The 17,144-nt window shown below is 59.1% G+C and carries 20 protein-coding genes (1 of these 20 running past the window's edge); 6 read left to right on the forward strand and 14 right to left on the reverse strand.

Annotated elements, in window-relative coordinates:
* The first annotated feature begins 100 nt into the window (after window positions 1–100).
* Entirely contained in the window at window positions 101–1,102 is a 1,002-nt protein-coding gene (locus tag ACZ0A4_RS24645; protein ID WP_463576661.1) for an LLM class flavin-dependent oxidoreductase, read from the forward strand.
* 151 nt (window positions 1,103–1,253) lie between these two features.
* Here ACZ0A4_RS24645 and ACZ0A4_RS24650 read toward each other — a convergent pair whose 3' ends face one another.
* Together ACZ0A4_RS24650 and ACZ0A4_RS24655 are read right to left on the reverse strand one after the other, a co-directional pair.
* Window positions 1,254–1,478 carry a DUF1161 domain-containing protein gene (locus ACZ0A4_RS24650; RefSeq protein ID WP_463576662.1) on the reverse strand — a complete coding sequence of 75 codons (225 nt, stop codon included), beginning with the start codon at window positions 1,476–1,478 and terminating at the stop codon, window positions 1,254–1,256.
* A gap of 127 nt (window positions 1,479–1,605) precedes the next feature.
* Entirely contained in the window at window positions 1,606–1,821 is a 216-nt protein-coding gene (locus tag ACZ0A4_RS24655; RefSeq protein ID WP_007911688.1) for a dodecin, read from the reverse strand.
* Between the two features lie 157 nt (window positions 1,822–1,978).
* On the opposite strand from ACZ0A4_RS24655, the gene ACZ0A4_RS24660 reads away from it, so the two are divergent.
* Entirely contained in the window at window positions 1,979–2,305 is a 327-nt protein-coding gene (locus ACZ0A4_RS24660; RefSeq protein WP_007911686.1) for an ElaB/YgaM/YqjD family protein, read from the forward strand.
* Here the strand turns inward: ACZ0A4_RS24660 and ACZ0A4_RS24665 are convergent.
* Window positions 2,278–3,195, reverse strand: a complete 918-nt coding sequence (locus ACZ0A4_RS24665) for a LysR family transcriptional regulator (protein WP_463576663.1) — start codon at window positions 3,193–3,195, stop codon at window positions 2,278–2,280. The two genes, ACZ0A4_RS24660 and ACZ0A4_RS24665, sit on opposite strands and share 28 nt — an antisense overlap.
* A 114-nt stretch (window positions 3,196–3,309) precedes the next feature.
* Here ACZ0A4_RS24665 and trpB point away from each other — a divergent pair, with 114 nt between their 5' ends.
* The 3 genes from trpB to ACZ0A4_RS24680 all read left to right on the forward strand — a co-directional run bounded on the left by trpB (window position 3,310) and on the right by ACZ0A4_RS24680 (window position 5,932).
* Window positions 3,310–4,542: a tryptophan synthase subunit beta gene (gene trpB, locus ACZ0A4_RS24670; RefSeq protein WP_038365117.1), complete on the forward strand. Its 1,233-nt coding sequence runs from the start codon at window positions 3,310–3,312 to the stop codon at window positions 4,540–4,542.
* Window positions 4,542–5,354 (forward strand): tryptophan synthase subunit alpha, encoded by an 813-nt coding sequence (trpA, locus tag ACZ0A4_RS24675; protein WP_064389768.1) that lies wholly within the window; start codon window positions 4,542–4,544, stop codon window positions 5,352–5,354. Before trpB ends, trpA begins: the two co-directional genes overlap by 1 nt.
* Window positions 5,355–5,476: 122 nt before the next feature.
* Window positions 5,477–5,932, forward strand: coding sequence for an anti-virulence regulator CigR family protein (locus ACZ0A4_RS24680; RefSeq protein ID WP_463576664.1), 456 nt, complete (start codon window positions 5,477–5,479; stop codon window positions 5,930–5,932).
* 45 nt (window positions 5,933–5,977) lie between these two features.
* On the opposite strand, the gene ACZ0A4_RS24685 is transcribed toward ACZ0A4_RS24680, so the two are convergent.
* From ACZ0A4_RS24685 to ACZ0A4_RS24735, 11 genes are all read right to left on the reverse strand, one after another.
* On the reverse strand, window positions 5,978–7,939 hold the full coding sequence (locus ACZ0A4_RS24685; protein WP_463576665.1) for a DUF7844 domain-containing protein: 1,962 nt from the start codon (window positions 7,937–7,939) through the stop codon (window positions 5,978–5,980).
* Window positions 7,936–8,256 (reverse strand): DUF2388 domain-containing protein, encoded by a 321-nt coding sequence (locus ACZ0A4_RS24690; RefSeq protein ID WP_252143421.1) that lies wholly within the window; start codon window positions 8,254–8,256, stop codon window positions 7,936–7,938. Before ACZ0A4_RS24690 ends, ACZ0A4_RS24685 begins: the two co-directional genes overlap by 4 nt.
* 44 nt (window positions 8,257–8,300) lie before the next feature.
* A complete protein-coding gene (locus tag ACZ0A4_RS24695; RefSeq protein ID WP_077575231.1) occupies window positions 8,301–8,618 on the reverse strand; it encodes a DUF2388 domain-containing protein in 318 nt (105 codons plus the stop codon).
* Between the two features lie 107 nt (window positions 8,619–8,725).
* A complete protein-coding gene (locus ACZ0A4_RS24700; protein WP_463576666.1) occupies window positions 8,726–9,043 on the reverse strand; it encodes a DUF2388 domain-containing protein in 318 nt (105 codons plus the stop codon).
* Between the two features lie 132 nt (window positions 9,044–9,175).
* Window positions 9,176–9,382, reverse strand: coding sequence for a DUF1127 domain-containing protein (locus ACZ0A4_RS24705; RefSeq protein WP_463576667.1), 207 nt, complete (start codon window positions 9,380–9,382; stop codon window positions 9,176–9,178).
* A gap of 257 nt (window positions 9,383–9,639) precedes the next feature.
* Complete coding sequence (locus tag ACZ0A4_RS24710) at window positions 9,640–9,855, reverse strand: DUF1127 domain-containing protein (RefSeq protein ID WP_007911656.1); 216 nt, start codon at window positions 9,853–9,855, stop codon at window positions 9,640–9,642.
* A gap of 321 nt (window positions 9,856–10,176) precedes the next feature.
* Window positions 10,177–11,670, reverse strand: coding sequence for an acetyl-CoA hydrolase/transferase family protein (locus tag ACZ0A4_RS24715; RefSeq protein WP_463576668.1), 1,494 nt, complete (start codon window positions 11,668–11,670; stop codon window positions 10,177–10,179).
* 214 nt (window positions 11,671–11,884) lie between these two features.
* A complete protein-coding gene (locus ACZ0A4_RS24720; protein ID WP_053116415.1) occupies window positions 11,885–13,318 on the reverse strand; it encodes an NAD(P)(+) transhydrogenase (Re/Si-specific) subunit beta in 1,434 nt (477 codons plus the stop codon).
* Complete coding sequence (locus tag ACZ0A4_RS24725) at window positions 13,318–13,638, reverse strand: NAD(P) transhydrogenase subunit alpha part 2 (protein WP_003187417.1); 321 nt, start codon at window positions 13,636–13,638, stop codon at window positions 13,318–13,320. Before ACZ0A4_RS24725 ends, ACZ0A4_RS24720 begins: the two co-directional genes overlap by 1 nt.
* 15 nt (window positions 13,639–13,653) lie before the next feature.
* Complete coding sequence (locus tag ACZ0A4_RS24730; RefSeq protein ID WP_463576669.1) at window positions 13,654–14,775, reverse strand: Re/Si-specific NAD(P)(+) transhydrogenase subunit alpha; 1,122 nt, start codon at window positions 14,773–14,775, stop codon at window positions 13,654–13,656.
* 434 nt (window positions 14,776–15,209) lie between these two features.
* A complete protein-coding gene (locus ACZ0A4_RS24735) occupies window positions 15,210–16,109 on the reverse strand; it encodes a LysR family transcriptional regulator (RefSeq protein ID WP_463576670.1) in 900 nt (299 codons plus the stop codon).
* Window positions 16,110–16,266: 157 nt separating this feature from the next.
* On the opposite strand from ACZ0A4_RS24735, the gene ACZ0A4_RS24740 reads away from it, so the two are divergent.
* Window positions 16,267–17,144 carry the 5' portion of an acyl-CoA dehydrogenase gene (locus ACZ0A4_RS24740; RefSeq protein ID WP_463576671.1) on the forward strand. 304 nt of this gene lie beyond the right edge of the window, so 878 of the gene's 1,182 nt are visible here — the first part of the coding sequence; it begins with the start codon at window positions 16,267–16,269; the stop codon falls past the right edge of the window.

Consider the following 17,144-nt stretch of genomic DNA (forward strand, 5'->3'; position numbering starts at 1 on the left):
AAACTCGGGTATATGCCCTCATTGCACAAAACACGCTTATGGATTTGGCAGGTTTTCGTTCGCAAGAAAAGCCTGCCTCCTCACTCGGAGACGCAGGTTTATGAAACAACTGTCCGACGTAAAATTTTCCACCCTCGATCTGGTACCGGTGCGCGAGAATGGCAGCCCGGCGCAGTCGCTGCGCAATTCGCTGGATCTGGCGCAGCACGTCGAAAAATTCGGCTACACGCGGTTCTGGGTGGCGGAACACCACAACATGGACGGCATCGCCAGCTCGGCGACGTCTGTGCTGCTCGGTTATCTGGCTGGCGGTACGTCGACCATTCGTGTCGGCTCCGGCGGTGTGATGCTGCCCAATCATGCGCCGCTGGTGATTGCCGAGCAGTTCGGCACCCTCGAAAGTCTGTATCCGGGCCGGATCGACCTCGGCCTGGGCCGTGCGCCGGGTTCCGATCAGATGACCGCCCGTGCCTTGCGCCGTGAGCGCTCTGGTAGCGCTGATGATTTCCCCGAGGACGTCGCCGAACTGGTGCGCTACCTCGGCCCGCGTACCCCGGATCAGCGCGTGATTGCCATGCCGGGCACCGGCACCAACGTGCCGATCTGGCTGCTCGGTTCCAGCCTGTTCAGTGCGCAACTGGCCGGTGAGCGTGGGTTGCCTTACGCCTTCGCCTCGCATTTCGCACCGCGTTTCATGCACGAGGCGATCCGCATTTATCGCAATCACTTCAAGCCGTCGGCGGTGCTCGACAAGCCGTATGTGATGCTCGGTGTGCCGTTGGTGGCGGCGGATACCGATGAACAAGCCGATTACCTGGCGACCTCGGTGTACCAGCGCATTCTCGCGTTGATGCGTGGGCAAAGCCTGGTGCAGCGTCCGCCGGTGAAAACCATGGATGGCTTGTGGTTGCCGCATGAGCGTGAGGCGGTGGGGGATTTCCTTGGGCTGGCGATGGTCGGCAGTCCGCAGAAGATTCGCGCGAAGCTGGAGGTGCTGGTTGAGCAGACGCAGGCGGATGAGCTGATTTTTACCAGCGATTTGTATGAACACGCTGATCGTGTGCATTCGTACGACTTGCTGGCGCAGGTGATGAAGGGCTGAAAAGCCGAAAGGCACCCTCACCCTAGCCCTCTCCCGGAGGGAGAGGGGACTGACCGGGGTGAGGGGGTTCGATTTCAAATCCACAAAAATCTCAAATCCCGGACACAAAAAAGCCGACGCCTTCACGTCGGCTTTTGTATTTCAGGCGCAATCAACCGCGCTTGTAGACGATTTCCTTGGAGCCAGCTTCGCAGGTGCCAACGACCTTGGCGCCTGCATCTGCACCCTTATCGACAATCTCCAGCGAATACCCGGAAACGCCCTTGGCATCCAGCTTCGCCGCAATCTCGCTTTTCAGATCTTCACAAGGCTTACCGGCAGCAAACGCACCACCCGCAAGGCTCAACAAACCTACTGCCAACATGAACTTCTTCATCGGTCGCACTCCCTGGTCGGATTAAAAGAGGCGGGCATCGAGGTTTCACCCGATGCACTCACCCTGTAGCGCTTTGCCATTCCTATGGCACTCGGCCAGCGCGCAAGTTCAGAAGACTAGACCAAACTCAGCTGCTGGCAATGCGGAAGCCGACTTTCAGCGTCACTTGAAAGTGCGCAGCCTTGCCGTCCTTGATGTGGCCACGGGTGTCAACCACTTCAAACCACTCAAGATGCTTGATGCTCTTGTTGGCTTCGGCCAGCGCGTTGTTGATAGCGTCTTCGATGCTGCTGGCGGACGAACCGACCAGCTCGACTTTCTTGTACGTGTGATGGTCACTCATGGCGATCTCCTTGGCGTGTGGAATTGAGACTAGCAGTGAATCTGCACTGTTGATTTCGGTGGCGGCGCGCAAGCGAAGTTCAGATTTTCTGCACTTTCTCAAACCGCTGAAGTCCCAACCAACACACGCCACTCATCACCAATGCAGGAGAGCCACCATGGCCAACACCTCTTTACGTAAAGCCTCGTTGCAAAGCATGGAAGCCGAGATCGAGAGTCTGCTCAAATCGTTGGAAAGCTTGAAGGACGACGCTTCGGACGAGTCGCGCAAGACCCTCAAGGCGCTGAAAAGCAATGCTGAAAGCGCGCTGAAACATTCGCGCCACCTGCTCAGCGATGCCTATGAAGAAGTCAAAGTGAAAACCCGCGAAACCGGAATCGCCACCCGTGATTACGCGCAGGAACATCCGTGGACGACCGCCGGTGTTGCGGTCGGTGCGATCGGTCTGCTGGCCGCTTACTTGCTGTTCAAGCGCGGCGAGTGATCGCTCTGGCGCAGCTCGTTCTTGAGCCACTGCGCCAGTTGCCGGGCGCGCCCGTCTGCGGCGCGCTTGGGTAGCCACAACGCCAGTTGCGCCGGGGTTTCACAGAAACCCCACGGCGCAACCAGGCGACCGGCCTTCAAATCTTCAGCCACCAGCGGTTCCGGCGCGATTGCCACGCCAAGACCCGCGACCGCGGCCTCCAGCAAATAATACAAATGCTCGAAACTTTGCCCCAGCTTCAACGCTTTTGCGTCGAGTGCGTTCTGCTGCGCCCAACTCGGCCAGGCTTGCGGGCGCGAAGTGGTGTGCAGCAACGGCTCATTGAGCAGCGCCGAGGCACGAGCGGCTTGCAGACGTTGATAACCGCTGAACAGTGGGCTCATGACCGGGCCGATGCGTTCTGCGGCCAGTTCGTAAACCTGCATGTCCGTTGGCCATGGCGGCTCGGCGAACAGCAACAGGGCATCCAGTCCCGGACGACGGGGATCGAGATCGCCTTCGCCCGCCGACAGGTGCAAGCGCAAATCCGGCAGATCGGCATTCAACCTACCCAAACGCGGAATGAACCAGCGCGCCAACAAGCTTCCGGAGCAGCCGAGTACAAACGGGGCATCGGCAGTACTTTGTGTGAGCTCGGCACAAACATTGCGCAAGCGATCAAACGCCTCCCCGCTGGCATCGCGCAAGCGCACGCCGGCATCTGTGAGTTTCAAGCCGCGCCCTTCCTTGACGAACAAGCTGACGCCAAGGTGCTCTTCCAGCACTTTCAACTGCCGACTGACCGCACCATGGGTGACGTGCAGCTGTTCGGCAGCCTGACTGACGCTGTTCAACCGGGCGGTGGCTTCGAATGCACGCAAGGCGTTCAACGGGGGAAGGTCGTGGCTCATGGTATCTGTGAGTTTTCCTGACAGGTTGTGGCGATCTTATCGGTTTTCAGCTTAGAAGGTCAGAGGTAGAGTGGTCGTCATTGTCTTTTGACCCGAATTCACCTGGAGCGACCCATGACCCAGACTTCGAACACCTCTGATCTGCGTAACGGCCCGGACGATAACGGCCTGTTCGGCTCGTTTGGTGGCCGCTACGTGGCGGAAACCCTGATGCCGTTGATCCTCGATCTGGCCCGCGAATACGAAGCGGCCAAGGAAGATCCTGCATTCAAAGAAGAACTGGCCTACTTCCAGCGTGATTACGTCGGACGTCCGAGCCCGCTGTATTTCGCTGAACGCCTGACTGAGTTCTGCGGCGGCGCGAAGATCTATCTCAAGCGCGAAGAGCTGAACCACACCGGCGCGCACAAGATCAACAACTGCATCGGTCAGATCCTCCTGGCGCGACGCATGGGCAAGAAACGCATCATCGCCGAGACCGGCGCCGGCATGCACGGCGTGGCCACTGCCACCGTCGCCGCACGTTTCGGTCTGGATTGCGTGATCTACATGGGTACCACTGACATTGAACGTCAGCAGGCCAACGTCTTCCGCATGAAATTGCTGGGCGCTGAAGTGATTCCAGTGGTTGCCGGCACCGGCACTCTGAAAGACGCGATGAACGAAGCGCTGCGTGACTGGGTAACCAACGTCGACAACACCTTCTACCTGATCGGCACTGTGGCCGGCCCGCACCCGTATCCCGCGATGGTTCGCGACTTCCAGGCCGTGATCGGCAAGGAAACCCGCGATCAGTTGCAGGCTCAGGAAGGTCGTTTACCGGACAGCCTGGTGGCGTGCATCGGTGGCGGCTCCAATGCCATGGGCCTGTTCCACCCGTTCCTCGACGACAAGAGCGTTGAAATCATCGGCGTTGAAGCGGCGGGTTACGGCATCGAAACCGGCAAGCACGCGGCGAGCCTGAACGGCGGCGTTCCGGGTGTGTTGCACGGTAACCGCACCTTCCTGCTGCAGGACGACGACGGCCAGATCATCGACGCCCACTCGATTTCCGCCGGCCTCGACTATCCAGGCATCGGCCCGGAACATGCGTGGTTGCATGACATCGGCCGTGTTCAGTACACCTCGGTGACCGATGACGAAGCCCTCGACGCGTTCCACAAATGCTGCCGTCTGGAAGGGATCATTCCTGCCCTGGAAAGCGCCCACGCCTTGGCTGAAGTGTTCAAACGCGCACCGAAGCTGCCGAAGGATCACCTGATGGTGGTCAACCTGTCGGGCCGTGGCGACAAAGACATGCAGACCGTCATGCATCACATGGAACAGTCTAAGCAGGAGAAACACTGATGAGCCGCCTGCAAACCCGTTTTGCCGACCTCAAAGAACAGAACCGTGCCGCGCTGGTGACCTTCGTCACCGCCGGTGATCCGGACTACGACACTTCGCTGGCGATCCTCAAAGGTTTGCCGGGTGCCGGCGCCGACGTGATCGAGCTGGGCATGCCGTTCACCGACCCGATGGCCGATGGCCCGGCGATCCAGTTGGCGAACATCCGTGCCTTGGGCGCCAAACAGAACCTGGTGAAAACCCTGCAAATGGTTCGCGAATTCCGCGAAGGCAACAGTGACACGCCGCTGGTGCTGATGGGCTACTTCAACCCGATCCACATGTATGGCGTTGAGCGCTTTATCGCTGACGCGAAAGAGGCCGGCGTTGACGGCCTGATCGTGGTCGACATGCCACCTGAGCACAACGCCGAGCTGTGCGACCCGGCGCAGGCTGCCGGTCTGGACTTTATCCGTCTGACCACGCCGACCACCGACGATGCGCGCCTGCCGAAGGTACTCAATGGCAGTTCCGGTTTCGTTTACTACGTGTCGGTGGCCGGTGTGACCGGTGCTGGCGCCGCAACACTGGAGCATGTCGAAGAGGCGGTGACCCGTCTGCGTCGTCATACCGATCTGCCGATCAGCATCGGTTTCGGCATCCGTACCCCGGAGCAAGCAGCGGCCATCGCACGTCTGGCTGATGGTGTTGTGGTGGGCTCGGCGTTGATCGATCACATCGCCAATGCAACGACGCCAGCCCAGGCCATCGACGGTGTACTGAGCCTGTGCTCGGCACTCTCCGAAGGCGTGCGTAAGGCCCGCGTCAGCTGAAGGTAAAGTTCCTGATACAGAGGAATTAGCGCCTTGCGGCACAGACTAAATGAACAAGACCGAGGGCTTCAGAACGTCGTTCTGAAGCCCTTTTTGCTGTTTGTGCCGTGAGGAAAGACCCGATGAAAATGCCGAAACGTCTGATGGCCGGATTGGGCGTGCTGTTGATCAGTGCGACTCCGCTGCTGGCAAGCGCTGATCCGCGCGACGATCACGACCACGGCGGCCCACAACAAGGCCACTATGATAACCATGGCGACAATCACGGTGACGACCACCGTGGCCCACAGAATGATCACCATGGTGGGCCGCCGCCTCATGACTTCGGGCCTGTACGCCAGACCATTCGTGACAATCATGGCTACTTTGTGCGCGGTGCGCCGCCGCCTCCGGGCATTCATCTGGAGCGTGGGCGACCATTGCCGCACGGCTATTACGGCGAGCGTCTGGATAATCGCGCGTTGGGTCGTTTGCCGGTGTATCCGGGTTATGAATGGCGCCGCGCTGGGGGCGACATCGTGCTGATCGCGGTGGGCACCGGGATCGTCTATGAAATTCTCGATGGCGTTTTGTATTGATCGGCAGGCAATAAAAAAACCGCAGCCAATGGCTGCGGTCTTTTTTCAGGGCAGCTCCAGTCCGCCGGAGGCCTTGTGCAGTCTGCGCAGATGCGCGCCGATCTGCTTCACATTCTCCTCACTGGCCGCAATCTCGGCAGCCCGCTTGGGCTCCAGCAACTTGCGCACTTCGGCGTCGAGATCGCCGGACAGTGCCAGCAGCTTCTTCTGCCGCTGACTGCTTTCCGCTTCCAGTCGAGTGAACTCGGTCGGCTGCGGTAATCCGTATCCCTTGGCGTCGAGCAATTCTGCCGGACGGCTGAGGAAGCCACTGTTGGCGAGAATCTCCTGCAAGGTCGCATTGGCCTTGTCCATGCCGCCGTTTTCCAGTTCACGAGCGCCCAGGTAGCGCTGCTTGACCTCATCCTGAGCCAGCAACAACTGGCGTCGATAGCTGGCCTGCTCCAACAGCAGCAGGGCGGCGCTGGTGCGCAGGTCGGCGCGTTCGAACCACTCACGGCGTTCTTCGGCTGTCAGCGAAAGCCATTCCTCAACGGTGTTCTGCTTGATCGGCAATTGCTTCTTCAGCACATCGAACATCGCCTGATAGCGGTCACGGAATGAGTCGAAGCGATAACCCAGACGTAGCGCTTCTTTCGGATCATCCAGCACGCTGGTGTCCGCCAGACCACGGCCCTTCATCACTTCCAGCAAGCCGTTGGGCATGATGCTGTCCAGACCCACAAACTGCGAGTTGTTGCTGCCGCTGCGCAACAGCTTCAGCCCTTCCACCGCACAGTTGTTGGAGAGGAAGAAGTAATTGCCGTCGTAGCTCCAGTGCATCTCGGCAGCGTGTTCGACCACGCCTTCGATCTCTTCCCGTGAAAGGTTGATCGGCACGGAAGCGAGGCTGCGCAATTCGGTCTTGGTGTATTCGTCGATCACTTGCGCCAGCGGCAGTACGAACAGCCGTGACGGGTATTTGCCGACCAGTCCATCCCAGCTCGACAGCTGTACATCGCCAACGAACGCCCGGTAGGACAACACCAGATGCTGGTCCAGATCGAGCCGGCAATCCGGCCCGCGCGGGCGGCCCGGTGCGCAGATCACCAGACGCAACATGCTGTGGCCCCAGCGGCTGACCCAGTTTTGATTGGCCTCAGCCAGCAGATAGTCGACGGCATACACCCGTTCAGGATCAACTTGCCCCAATGGCTGTTTGGCGAAGTCGTTGCCAGCATTGAGGAAGGAGAAGGTCTTGCTGCAAGTGTCCTTGGCCGGCGGCGCCCAGCCAAAGTGTTGCTGGTAATAGCGATACAGCGCCGGACGGCGGCAGGCGTAGCTCGGGTCGAGGAGGAAATACTCCATGTTGACCGCGACGAACTCCTTCGGGCTGGAGATTTCGTACAGGTCCGGGCTGCGGGCGATCTGGCGGTTGTGTTGTTCACGTTCACCGCGACGACCGACGTATTGTTGCCAACCGGCGAGGTCGAGCAGGCGCGGATCATCGCTGAGGGTGAAGCGACGCCCGTTCTGGCCACGACACTCATCGGGAATGCCGATCAGCCCGGCGCTGTCGAAGCGGCGCGTGCAGCGCTGGATCAGCGTGCGCTCGGCATCCGGCCATAAGCGGGCACGGTCATAGATATGGGTAATTTCGTGCAGCACCGTGGCGAGCAATTCTTGCCGAACCGTGCCGTGAGGGCGATTGGTTTTTTCTTTGGCTGCGCTGCCGTCGGTGAGGCCGGCGAGCAGTTTGCGGTTCAGGTCAAGTTCGGAAACCAGCGTGGCCTGGCCGTAGGCATTGGGGGGCATGTCGTCGGTCCAGCCGACATCAATGCGCCGATCCAGCCGCTCGATAAAGCTCGGCGGCAGCTTTTGCATTGCCTCATCGATCAGCGCCTGGCTGGCCTGTTGTTGGGCGGGGCTAAGACCGTCGGCCTTGAGCCGCAATTGCAGGCCGGCGTGGGCGCTGTTGCCAAGCAGCAACAACGCCCCGGCCAGCAGCCAGGTGCCGAGTGACTTCACAGTGCGAGAATGGCTTCGGCGAGAACCTGATCGCTGGCGTCACGCGCTTCCGGCACACGAGTGCGCAGGGTGTTCAGCGCGGCTTCCAGATGCGCGCCACGGATATCACCGTTAGTGGCGACGAAACTGGCAGCGTCGTCGTGGGCTTCGCGGATGATTTTCGAATCGCGAATCGACGTAGTGGTGTCGGAGGTGAAATCGATAGTGCGCTGGGAGGCACGAACGATGATGTTACTGGTGGCTACCAGGGTGTGCGCCTGGGCCATGTCGGCCAACAAAAACAGGCCAAGGGCGGCAGCAATCAGCGGGCTACGCATGGAACGACTCCGGAAGGGCAAGGATAACTGGGGGTACAGGATAACTATTGGACGAGAATTGCTTCTGCCAGTTCAAGGTCGCTGACATGAAGTTTCGGCCGTGTTTTGCGCAGGTAATGCAGTGCGGATTCCAGACGAGCACCTCGCCATTCACCGTCACTGGCAACAAATGCGGCCGCGTCATCATGGGCGGCGAGCAGCAGTTTACGGTCGAAAGGCGCGGAAGACACCATGCTGGTGGCGTAACCACTGACGACGGTGCCTTGTGTCGACGCGTTGAAAGCATCAAAGGCATTGACCGGCGCCGTCCAGCAGGCGGTGAACAATACGGAGGGAATCAGTAGATTTGGAAGAAAGCGCATCGGACTCGGTAATTTTTGGTGAGCCCAAAGGCTAGCGCAATGCCCGGGCCAGAGCCAGCGCCGAAACATCGGGACACGACCGGCGTGTCCCGATGAGTACCTGGCGCTTAGATCGTCAGGATGGCCTGAGCCAGTTGTGCATCAGTGGCTTGCAGCTGTGGCACCTGGTGACGGATGTGATCCAGCGCGCTTTCCAGTTTCACGCCACGGATTTCACCTTCGCTGGCCACGAAGCTGGCAGCGTCGTCACGGGCGGCAAGAACGATCTTGTCGTCACGGAACGACGAGGTGACGTCGGAGGTAGCGTCGGACGAGGATTTCAGAGCGCCGACAACGGCGTCGGTGGTCACGATGAAGCTGGTGGCGCTGGCGTTGGCAGCCACAGCCAGCAGGGCGGCAGCACTGAGCAGACGAAGACGGGACATGGTGTAACTCCTTTGGATAAACCGTAGAGAGGTGGCTCGGTATCTGAGGAGTCAGACGCCAGTGACACAGCATTCGCCACGTTCTGCGTGGATATTAGGCCTGCTGGCGAGGTTCGGACAGTGGGCAGAATGCTAGCGCCAGAAGGGTTTATCCAGTTCATTCAGGCGATCGGCGTGGCTGAGGCCTAAATCGGCTAGATCTCGACTGTCGAGTTGAAACAGCAGGCGCCGCGTTCTGGCGCGCTCCAGGGACTTCCACCAGCCGCGAAACAAGCGCCGTAGAGCGTTGGGACGAGCCGGCAGGCTCGAAGTTTCTGAAACATCCTGTAAGTCTTTCATGGCGTATTCCTTTTACCGGTGAAGGCGGAAGGTCATGTTGAGCCTGTTACAGACGAAGTTGCAGATACACTCGAGCAAAATTGTACTGGTTCAGATACCGATTAAATAAAACTGTACCTGTATGCTGTATCAGCAGGTGTACCGGGATTTCCCCCGCCCCAAAACGACAAAACCCGTCGTGGTTTCCCACGACGGGTCTTGTTTGTTCAATTCGGGTTGCTGGCGGTGGGTCTAACGACCAGAGCCAGCGACGCTACTTAGCGCCAGAACGGCTTGCTCAGCTCTTCGTAGCGTTGTGCTTCGCTGATACCGGCGTCAGCCAGCAGACGCGAATCCAGACGAGCCAGTTGGTGGCGGCTGGAGATGCGGCGCTGCCACAACATCAGGTTGGCGATAACGCGCAGAGGCAGGGAAGCCTGGGTGTTTACAGCTTTGTCTTCGAAGAACAGTTCGGAACTGAGTGTACGTTCCATGGTTGACATCCTTCCGCTTGTGGCGGGATCAGGTAGTGGTTTGACTGGTGCCCATGATCCTCTCGTTTGCCAAGTCTCTCTAGATACAGTTCAACTGTATTGTGAGTGACCAGTTAACTGTTTATAGGGGGTGTACGGGTCAAAATCGAGCAAACTGTACCTATCGGCACTAAGTTGGTGCGAATATGCACAATTTGATCAAAATCGTAGGGAAATACTGTAGGAAAAGACCGGTACAGCAGTACAGTTTTTGTCAGCTTGGAGGCTTGCGAGATTCCGCTGGCGCAAACTGTGTTTGCGTCAGCGGTTTATCTGTGTGAATCAGACCGCAAGCATGCGCCCGGTTTCTTCCAGGTTCATGTGCCAGCTCAAGGCTTCACGCAAGATGTGCGGGGTGTGGCCACCGATGGCACAGGCCGCCGTGAAGTAGTCATTCAGCGCCTCACGGAAGTCCGGGTGCACACAATTGTCGATGATCACCCGTGCGCGTTCACGTGGCGCAAGGCCGCGCAGGTCGGCCAGACCGACTTCGGTCACTAGAATGTCGACATCGTGCTCGGTGTGGTCGACGTGGCTAACCATCGGCACCACGCTGGAAATAGCCCCACCCTTGGCGATCGATTTGGTCACGAACACCGCCAGATGCGCGTTGCGCGCGAAGTCGCCCGAACCGCCAATGCCGTTCATCATCCGCGTACCGCAGACGTGCGTGGAATTGACGTTGCCGTAGATGTCGAACTCCAGCGCCGTGTTGATGCCGATGATGCCCAGGCGACGCACCACCTCCGGGTGGTTGGAAATCTCCTGCGGACGCAGCACCAGTTTGTCCTTGTACTTCTCCAGATTGCCGAACACGTCGCTGTTGCGGCGCTCCGACAAAGTGATCGAGCTGCCCGAAGCAAAGCTTAGCTTGCCGGCGTCGATCAGGTCGAAGGTCGAATCCTGCAGCACTTCGGAGTACATGGTCAGGTCTTCGAACGGCGAATCGATCAGGCCACACATCACCGCGTTGGCGATGTTGCCGATCCCCGCCTGCAGCGGGCCAAGCTTGTTGGTCATGCGCCCGGCGTCGACTTCTTGTTTGAAGAAAGTGATCAGGTGCTCGGCGATCGCGTTGGTATCGACATCCGGGGTCGACACGGTGGACGGCGAATCCGCCTGCTGGGTAATAACGATGGCGACAATCTTCTCCGGCGGAATCGGAATCGCCGTGCTGCCAATACGGTCTTCGACTTTTACCAGCGGGATCGGCGTGCGCGTCGGGCGGTAGGTCGGGATATAGATGTCGTGCAGGCCTTCGAGGTTGGCGTTGTGCGCCAGGTTGATCTCGACGATCACCTGTTTGGCAAAAATCGCGAAGCTCGCCGAGTTGCCCACCGAAGTGGTCGGCACGATATGGCCTTGTTCAGTGATGGCCACGGCTTCGATGACCGCGATGTCCGGCAGCTTCAGTTGTTGGTTGCGCAGTTGCTCAACGGTTTCCGACAAATGCTGGTCGATGAACATCACCTGGCCGGCGTTGATCGCCTTGCGCAAAGTGCTGTCGACCTGGAACGGCATGCGCCGCGACAGTACGCCGGCTTCGGTCAATTGCTTGTCGAGGTCGTTGCCCAGGCTTGCGCCGGTCATCAGGCTGATCTTCAGCGGCGTGACCTTGGCGCGCTCGGCCAATGCGTGAGGGACGGCTTTGGCTTCGCCGGCACGGGTGAAACCGCTCATGCCGACGGTCATGCCGTCTTCAATCAGAGCGGCGGCGTCGGCAGCGCTCATCACTTTATCCAACAACGAAGGCAGGCGAATACGGTCACGGTACATGGATTATTATCTCGGGCAACGAGTAGCAGGATGCGCAGTCTAGTGAATTTGACGGGCGCCTGTCCCGCTACCAAGGTCGCAAACGAGGCGTCTATTTAGCGGGTTTCAAGTAAAACACCGTTACCGGATCTGCAACAACGCGGCATATTGTCCGACTGTTTGTGCAAACAAAAACGCCCCGACAAGTCGGGGCGTTCGGTATTGCAGCGGGAAATTACTCGACCGCTTTGACCATGTCTTCGATGACTTTCTTCGCGTCGCCGAACACCATCATGGTCTTGTCCAGGTAGAACAGTTCGTTGTCCAGACCGGCGTAGCCGCTGGCCATCGAGCGCTTGTTGACGATGATGGTCTTGGCCTTGAACGCTTCGAGAATCGGCATGCCGGCAATCGGCGACTTCGGATCATTCTTCGCGGCCGGGTTGACCACGTCGTTTGCGCCGAGCACCAGCACCACGTCGGCCTGGCCGAACTCGGAGTTGATGTCTTCCATCTCGAACACCTGATCATAAGGCACTTCGGCCTCGGCGAGCAGAACGTTCATGTGCCCCGGCATACGGCCGGCAACCGGGTGGATCGCGTACTTCACGGTCACGCCACGGTGAGTCAGCTTCTCGGTCAGCTCTTTCAGTGCATGTTGCGCACGTGCCACTGCCAGACCGTAGCCGGGCACGATGATCACGGTGTCGGCGTTGGTCAGCAGGAAGGTCGCGTCGTCAGCCGAACCGGATTTCACCGGACGAGCTTCTTTTGCACCGGCCGGGCCAGCATCCGCCGTGTTGCCGAAACCGCCGAGCAGTACATTAAAGAAGGAACGGTTCATCGCCTTGCACATGATGTACGAGAGGATCGCGCCACTCGAACCCACCAAGGAACCGGCAATGATCAGCATCGAGTTGTTCAGCGAGAAGCCGATACCTGCCGCTGCCCAGCCCGAATAGCTGTTGAGCATCGACACCACGACCGGCATGTCGGCACCGCCAATCGGGATGATGATCAGCACGCCCATCACGAACGCCAGCGCCAGCATCAGCGCGAACGCGGTGAGGTTGCCGGTGAACATGAAGGTCAGGCCGAGAGCCAGTGTCGCCAAGCCCAGCACTGCGTTCAGCTTATGCTGACCGGTAAACTGTACCGGTGCGCCCTGAAACAGACGGAACTTGTACTTGCCCGACAGTTTGCCAAACGCAATCACCGAACCGGAAAAGGTGATCGCACCGATGGCTGCACCGAGGAACAGCTCCAGACGGTTGCCCGTCGGGATCGAGTCGCCCAACTGTTTAACGATGCCCAGCGATTGCGGCTCAACCACCGCAGCGATAGCGATGAACACTGCCGCGAGGCCGATCATGCTGTGCATGAAGGCGACCAGTTCCGGCATCTTGGTCATTTCAACGCGTTTGGCCATGATCGAACCGGCGGTGCCGCCGACCAAAAGGCCAACGATCACGTAACCGATACCGGCGGTCGCGAGCTCAGCGCCCAACTTATAGATGAGGCCGACGGTGGTGAGGATCGCCAACGCCATGCCGAGCATGCCGAACAGGTTGCCGCGCCGCGAAGTTGTCGGGTGCGACAGGCCTTTGAGGGCCTGGATGAAGCAGATCGACGCGATCAGGTAGAGCGTCGTGACGAGATTCATGCTCATTACTTCGGCGCCTCTTCTTTTACTTTCGGGGCTTTCTTCTTGAACATCTCAAGCATGCGACGGGTGACCAGGAAGCCACCAAACACGTTGACCGCCGCCAGTGCCACCGCGAGGGTGCCCATGGTTTTGCCCAGCGGCGTGACGGTCAGTGCGGCCGCCAGCATGGCGCCGACAATCACGATCGCTGAGATCGCGTTGGTCACCGCCATCAAAGGCGTGTGCAGCGCAGGTGTAACGTTCCAGACCACGTGGTAACCGACATAAATCGCCAGCACGAAGATGATCAGGTTGTAGATACCGGGGGAGATAAGCTCTTCCATCGTCTGAATCCCTGCTTAGGCGTTTTTGCGGATGACTTGGCCGTCGCGGCACATCAGGCACGCGGCGACGATGTCGTCTTCGAGGTTGACGTCGAACTGGCCTTCTTTGATGAAAACCAGCTTGAGGAAGTCCAGCAGGTTGCGCGCGTACAGCGCCGAAGCGTCTGCAGCGACGTCGCCGGCCAGATTGGTCGGGCCGCAAATGGTCACGCCATTCTCGACGACGACCTGATCGGCCACGGTCAGCGGGCAGTTGCCACCCTGAGCGGCGGCGAGGTCGATAACCACCGAGCCCGGTTTCATCTGCGCCACAGTCTCCGCGCTCAACAGCGTCGGCGCCTTGCGGCCCGGAATCAGCGCGGTAGTGATGACGATGTCAGCCTGTTTCGCGCGCTCGTGCACAGCCTGCGCTTGACGCTGCATCCAGCTCGCTGGCATTGGCCGCGCGTAACCGCCGACACCGACGGCGCATTCACGCTCTTCATCGGTCTCGTAAGGGACGTCGACAAACTTGGCGCCGAGGGACTCAATCTGTTCCTTAACCGCCGGACGTACGTCAGACGCTTCGATCACAGCACCCAGACGTTTCGCCGTAGCAATCGCCTGCAACCCGGCCACGCCAGCACCGAGAATCAGCACGCGCGCCGCTTTCACGGTGCCCGCAGCGGTCATCAACATCGGCATGAAACGTGGATAGTGGTGAGCGGCCAGCAACACAGCCTTATAGCCGGCAATGTTCGCCTGTGACGACAACACATCGAGGCTCTGCGCGCGCGAGGTGCGCGGCGCCGCTTCGAGGGCGAATGCGGTAATGCCGCACTCGGCCATCTTCGCGATGATTTCGTTGTTGAACGGGTTGAGCATGCCCACCAGCACCGTACCGCGCTTGATCAGCGTCAGTTCGGCATCGCTGGGGGCGACCACTTTGAGAATCAGCTCGGCGCCAAACGCGTCATTGGCACTGCCAATGGTTGCGCCTGCCGCTTCATAGGCACTGTCGACAACACTGGCTTTAACGCCGGCGCCGGTTTGCACAGTGACCTTATGACCTTGGCTGATCAGCTTTTTAATGGTTTCCGGGGTTGCAGCAACCCGTGTTTCACCGGTCTGGGTTTCGAGAGGAACACCAATGTGCACGTCAAATCTCCTGCGTGATCTTATTGAGTAAACCCATGCACTACGGATGGTGCGACTGGGGCGGCCGATCAGCACGATCCCGCCAAATCAGGGCGGGGCGCGGCATTTTGCAGGCGAACTTTATGCCCTTCAAGGGATTATGACGGGTGACGGAAAATTAACTACAAGTCATGCCGTGACCGAATGTCGCACGTGGCCGGTCGAATCCCTTACAGGCCGTGCCCTGCAAGGATTCTGGCTGAATATCGAAAAATTTCTTATCGGTGGCGTGAATAGGTAGTAATGAGTCGTTGATTAAGGCTCAAAGCCACGTGGTCAGGCGCTTGTGGGACGTCTGTACGACTTTTGGGTACAGTCAGTGAAATTGCGACAAATAGTTATATCTGTAGGGCTTCTATTTTCCTGACTACGGGGTTAGTTATCGCTGTAAGCCTTTATCCTTCTAGGCTGTAGCTCTGCGCCTGATTCACCAACCAGTCACGAAATGCCTTTAACGACGCCGATTCGACTTTTCGCTCGGGAATCATCAGGTAATAGGCCTTGATGCTGGAGAGTGCCTGCGGGTTGGCAATCACCAAGCGCTTCTCGGCCAGCTCGCGCTGAATCAGGAACGGCGGAATCAGCGCAATGCCCATGTCGTGCATGGCGGCCTGGGCGAGCATGGAGAATAGCTCGTAGCGCGGGCCTGTCATGTCGCGGGGGATATTCAGCTGTTGCGAGTTGAACCATTGGCGCCAGGCATAAGGGCGAGTGGTCTGTTGCAAAAGCGGCAGATCGGCAATCTCATCGGCTGTCAGAAGCGTCTTGTTGTCGAGTAGGGCGGGGCTGCACACCGGCATCGGATTTTCTCCCATCAGCCTGTGGGATTCGGTACCCGACCAGTCGGCATCGCCAAAGTAGATCGCAGCATCGAATTCGGTATCGGCAAACAGAAAGGGCCGGGTGCGGTTGGTCAGGTTGACCGTAACCTCCGGGTGCCTGAGCTGAAAGTCTTTGAGGCGCGGGAGCAACCATTGCGTGCCGAAAGTCGGCACTACCGCCAGTTCGATTACGTTGGTGCCTTGCTGGCCCATCACTGAGAGGGTGTCGCGCTCAACCGCATCGAGTTGCGTCGCGACTCGGCGGCTGTAGGAAAGTCCCGCCTCGGTCAGTTTCACGCCCCGCCGCGAGCGTCGGAACAGTTCCACGCTGAGGAACTCCTCAAGGCTGGCAATCTGTCGGCAAATGGCGCTTTGCGTGAGGGAAAGTTCTTCCGCCGCGCGGGTGAAGCTCTCGTGACGTGCGGCGGCTTCAAAACTGATCAGGGCGGTGGTGCTGGGAATCTTCCTGCGCATGTACTTCAACCTCACTAATGCGCCGCATAAAAGGCATTTCGCGACGTTTCGGAGTGAGAAATTAGCACAACAGAATGCGAAATCCTCGTTTGCCGCGACGGCGAACCGCGCCTAGGATCATTGCCACGTTAATTCACCGATTTGCGAGGACACACTCATGGGCGGTAAAGCTAGCTTCAACTGGATCGATCCCCTGCTGCTGGATCAACAGCTTACTGAAGAGGAGCGCATGATCCGCGACACCGCCGAGCAGTTCGCTCAGCAGAAGCTCGCGCCGCGTGTTCTTGAAGCTTTCCGTCATGAGAAGACTGATCCGGCGATCTTCCGCGAAATGGGCGAAGTCGGCCTGTTGGGTGCGACCATCCCTGAGCAATACGGTGGCAGCGGCCTCAACTACGTGAGCTACGGCCTGATTGCTCGCGAAGTGGAGCGTGTCGACTCCGGCTACCGTTCGATGATGAGCGTGCAGTCTTCCCTGGTGATGGTGCCGATCAACGAATTCGGAACCGAAGCACAGAAACAGAAATACTTGCCGAAACTGGCGTCCGGCGAATGGATCGGCTGCTTCGGCCTGACCGAGCCCAACCACGGCTCCGACCCAGGCGCGATGATCACTCGGGCACGCAAAGTCGAAGGCGGCTACAGCCTGAGCGGCGCGAAAATGTGGATCACTAACAGCCCGATCGCCGACGTGTTCGTGGTCTGGGGTAAGGACGATGCCGGCGACATCCGTGGCTTCGTCCTGGAAAAGGGCTGGAAAGGCCTGAGCGCTCCGGCGATACACGGCAAGGTCGGCCTGCGTGCGTCGATCACCGGTGAGATCGTCATGGACAACGTGTTCGTGCCGGAAGAGAACATCTTCCCGGACGTGCGCGGTTTGAAAGGCCCGTTCACCTGCCTCAACTCTGCACGCTACGGCATCTCCTGGGGCGCACTGGGCGCTGCCGAGTTCTGCTGGCACACCGCTCGCCAATACACGCTGGATCGCCAGCAGTTCGGTCGCCCGTTGGCCGCCACTCAGCTGATCCAGAAGAA

It is taken from the genome of Pseudomonas sp. AC172 (genome assembly GCF_979258595.1).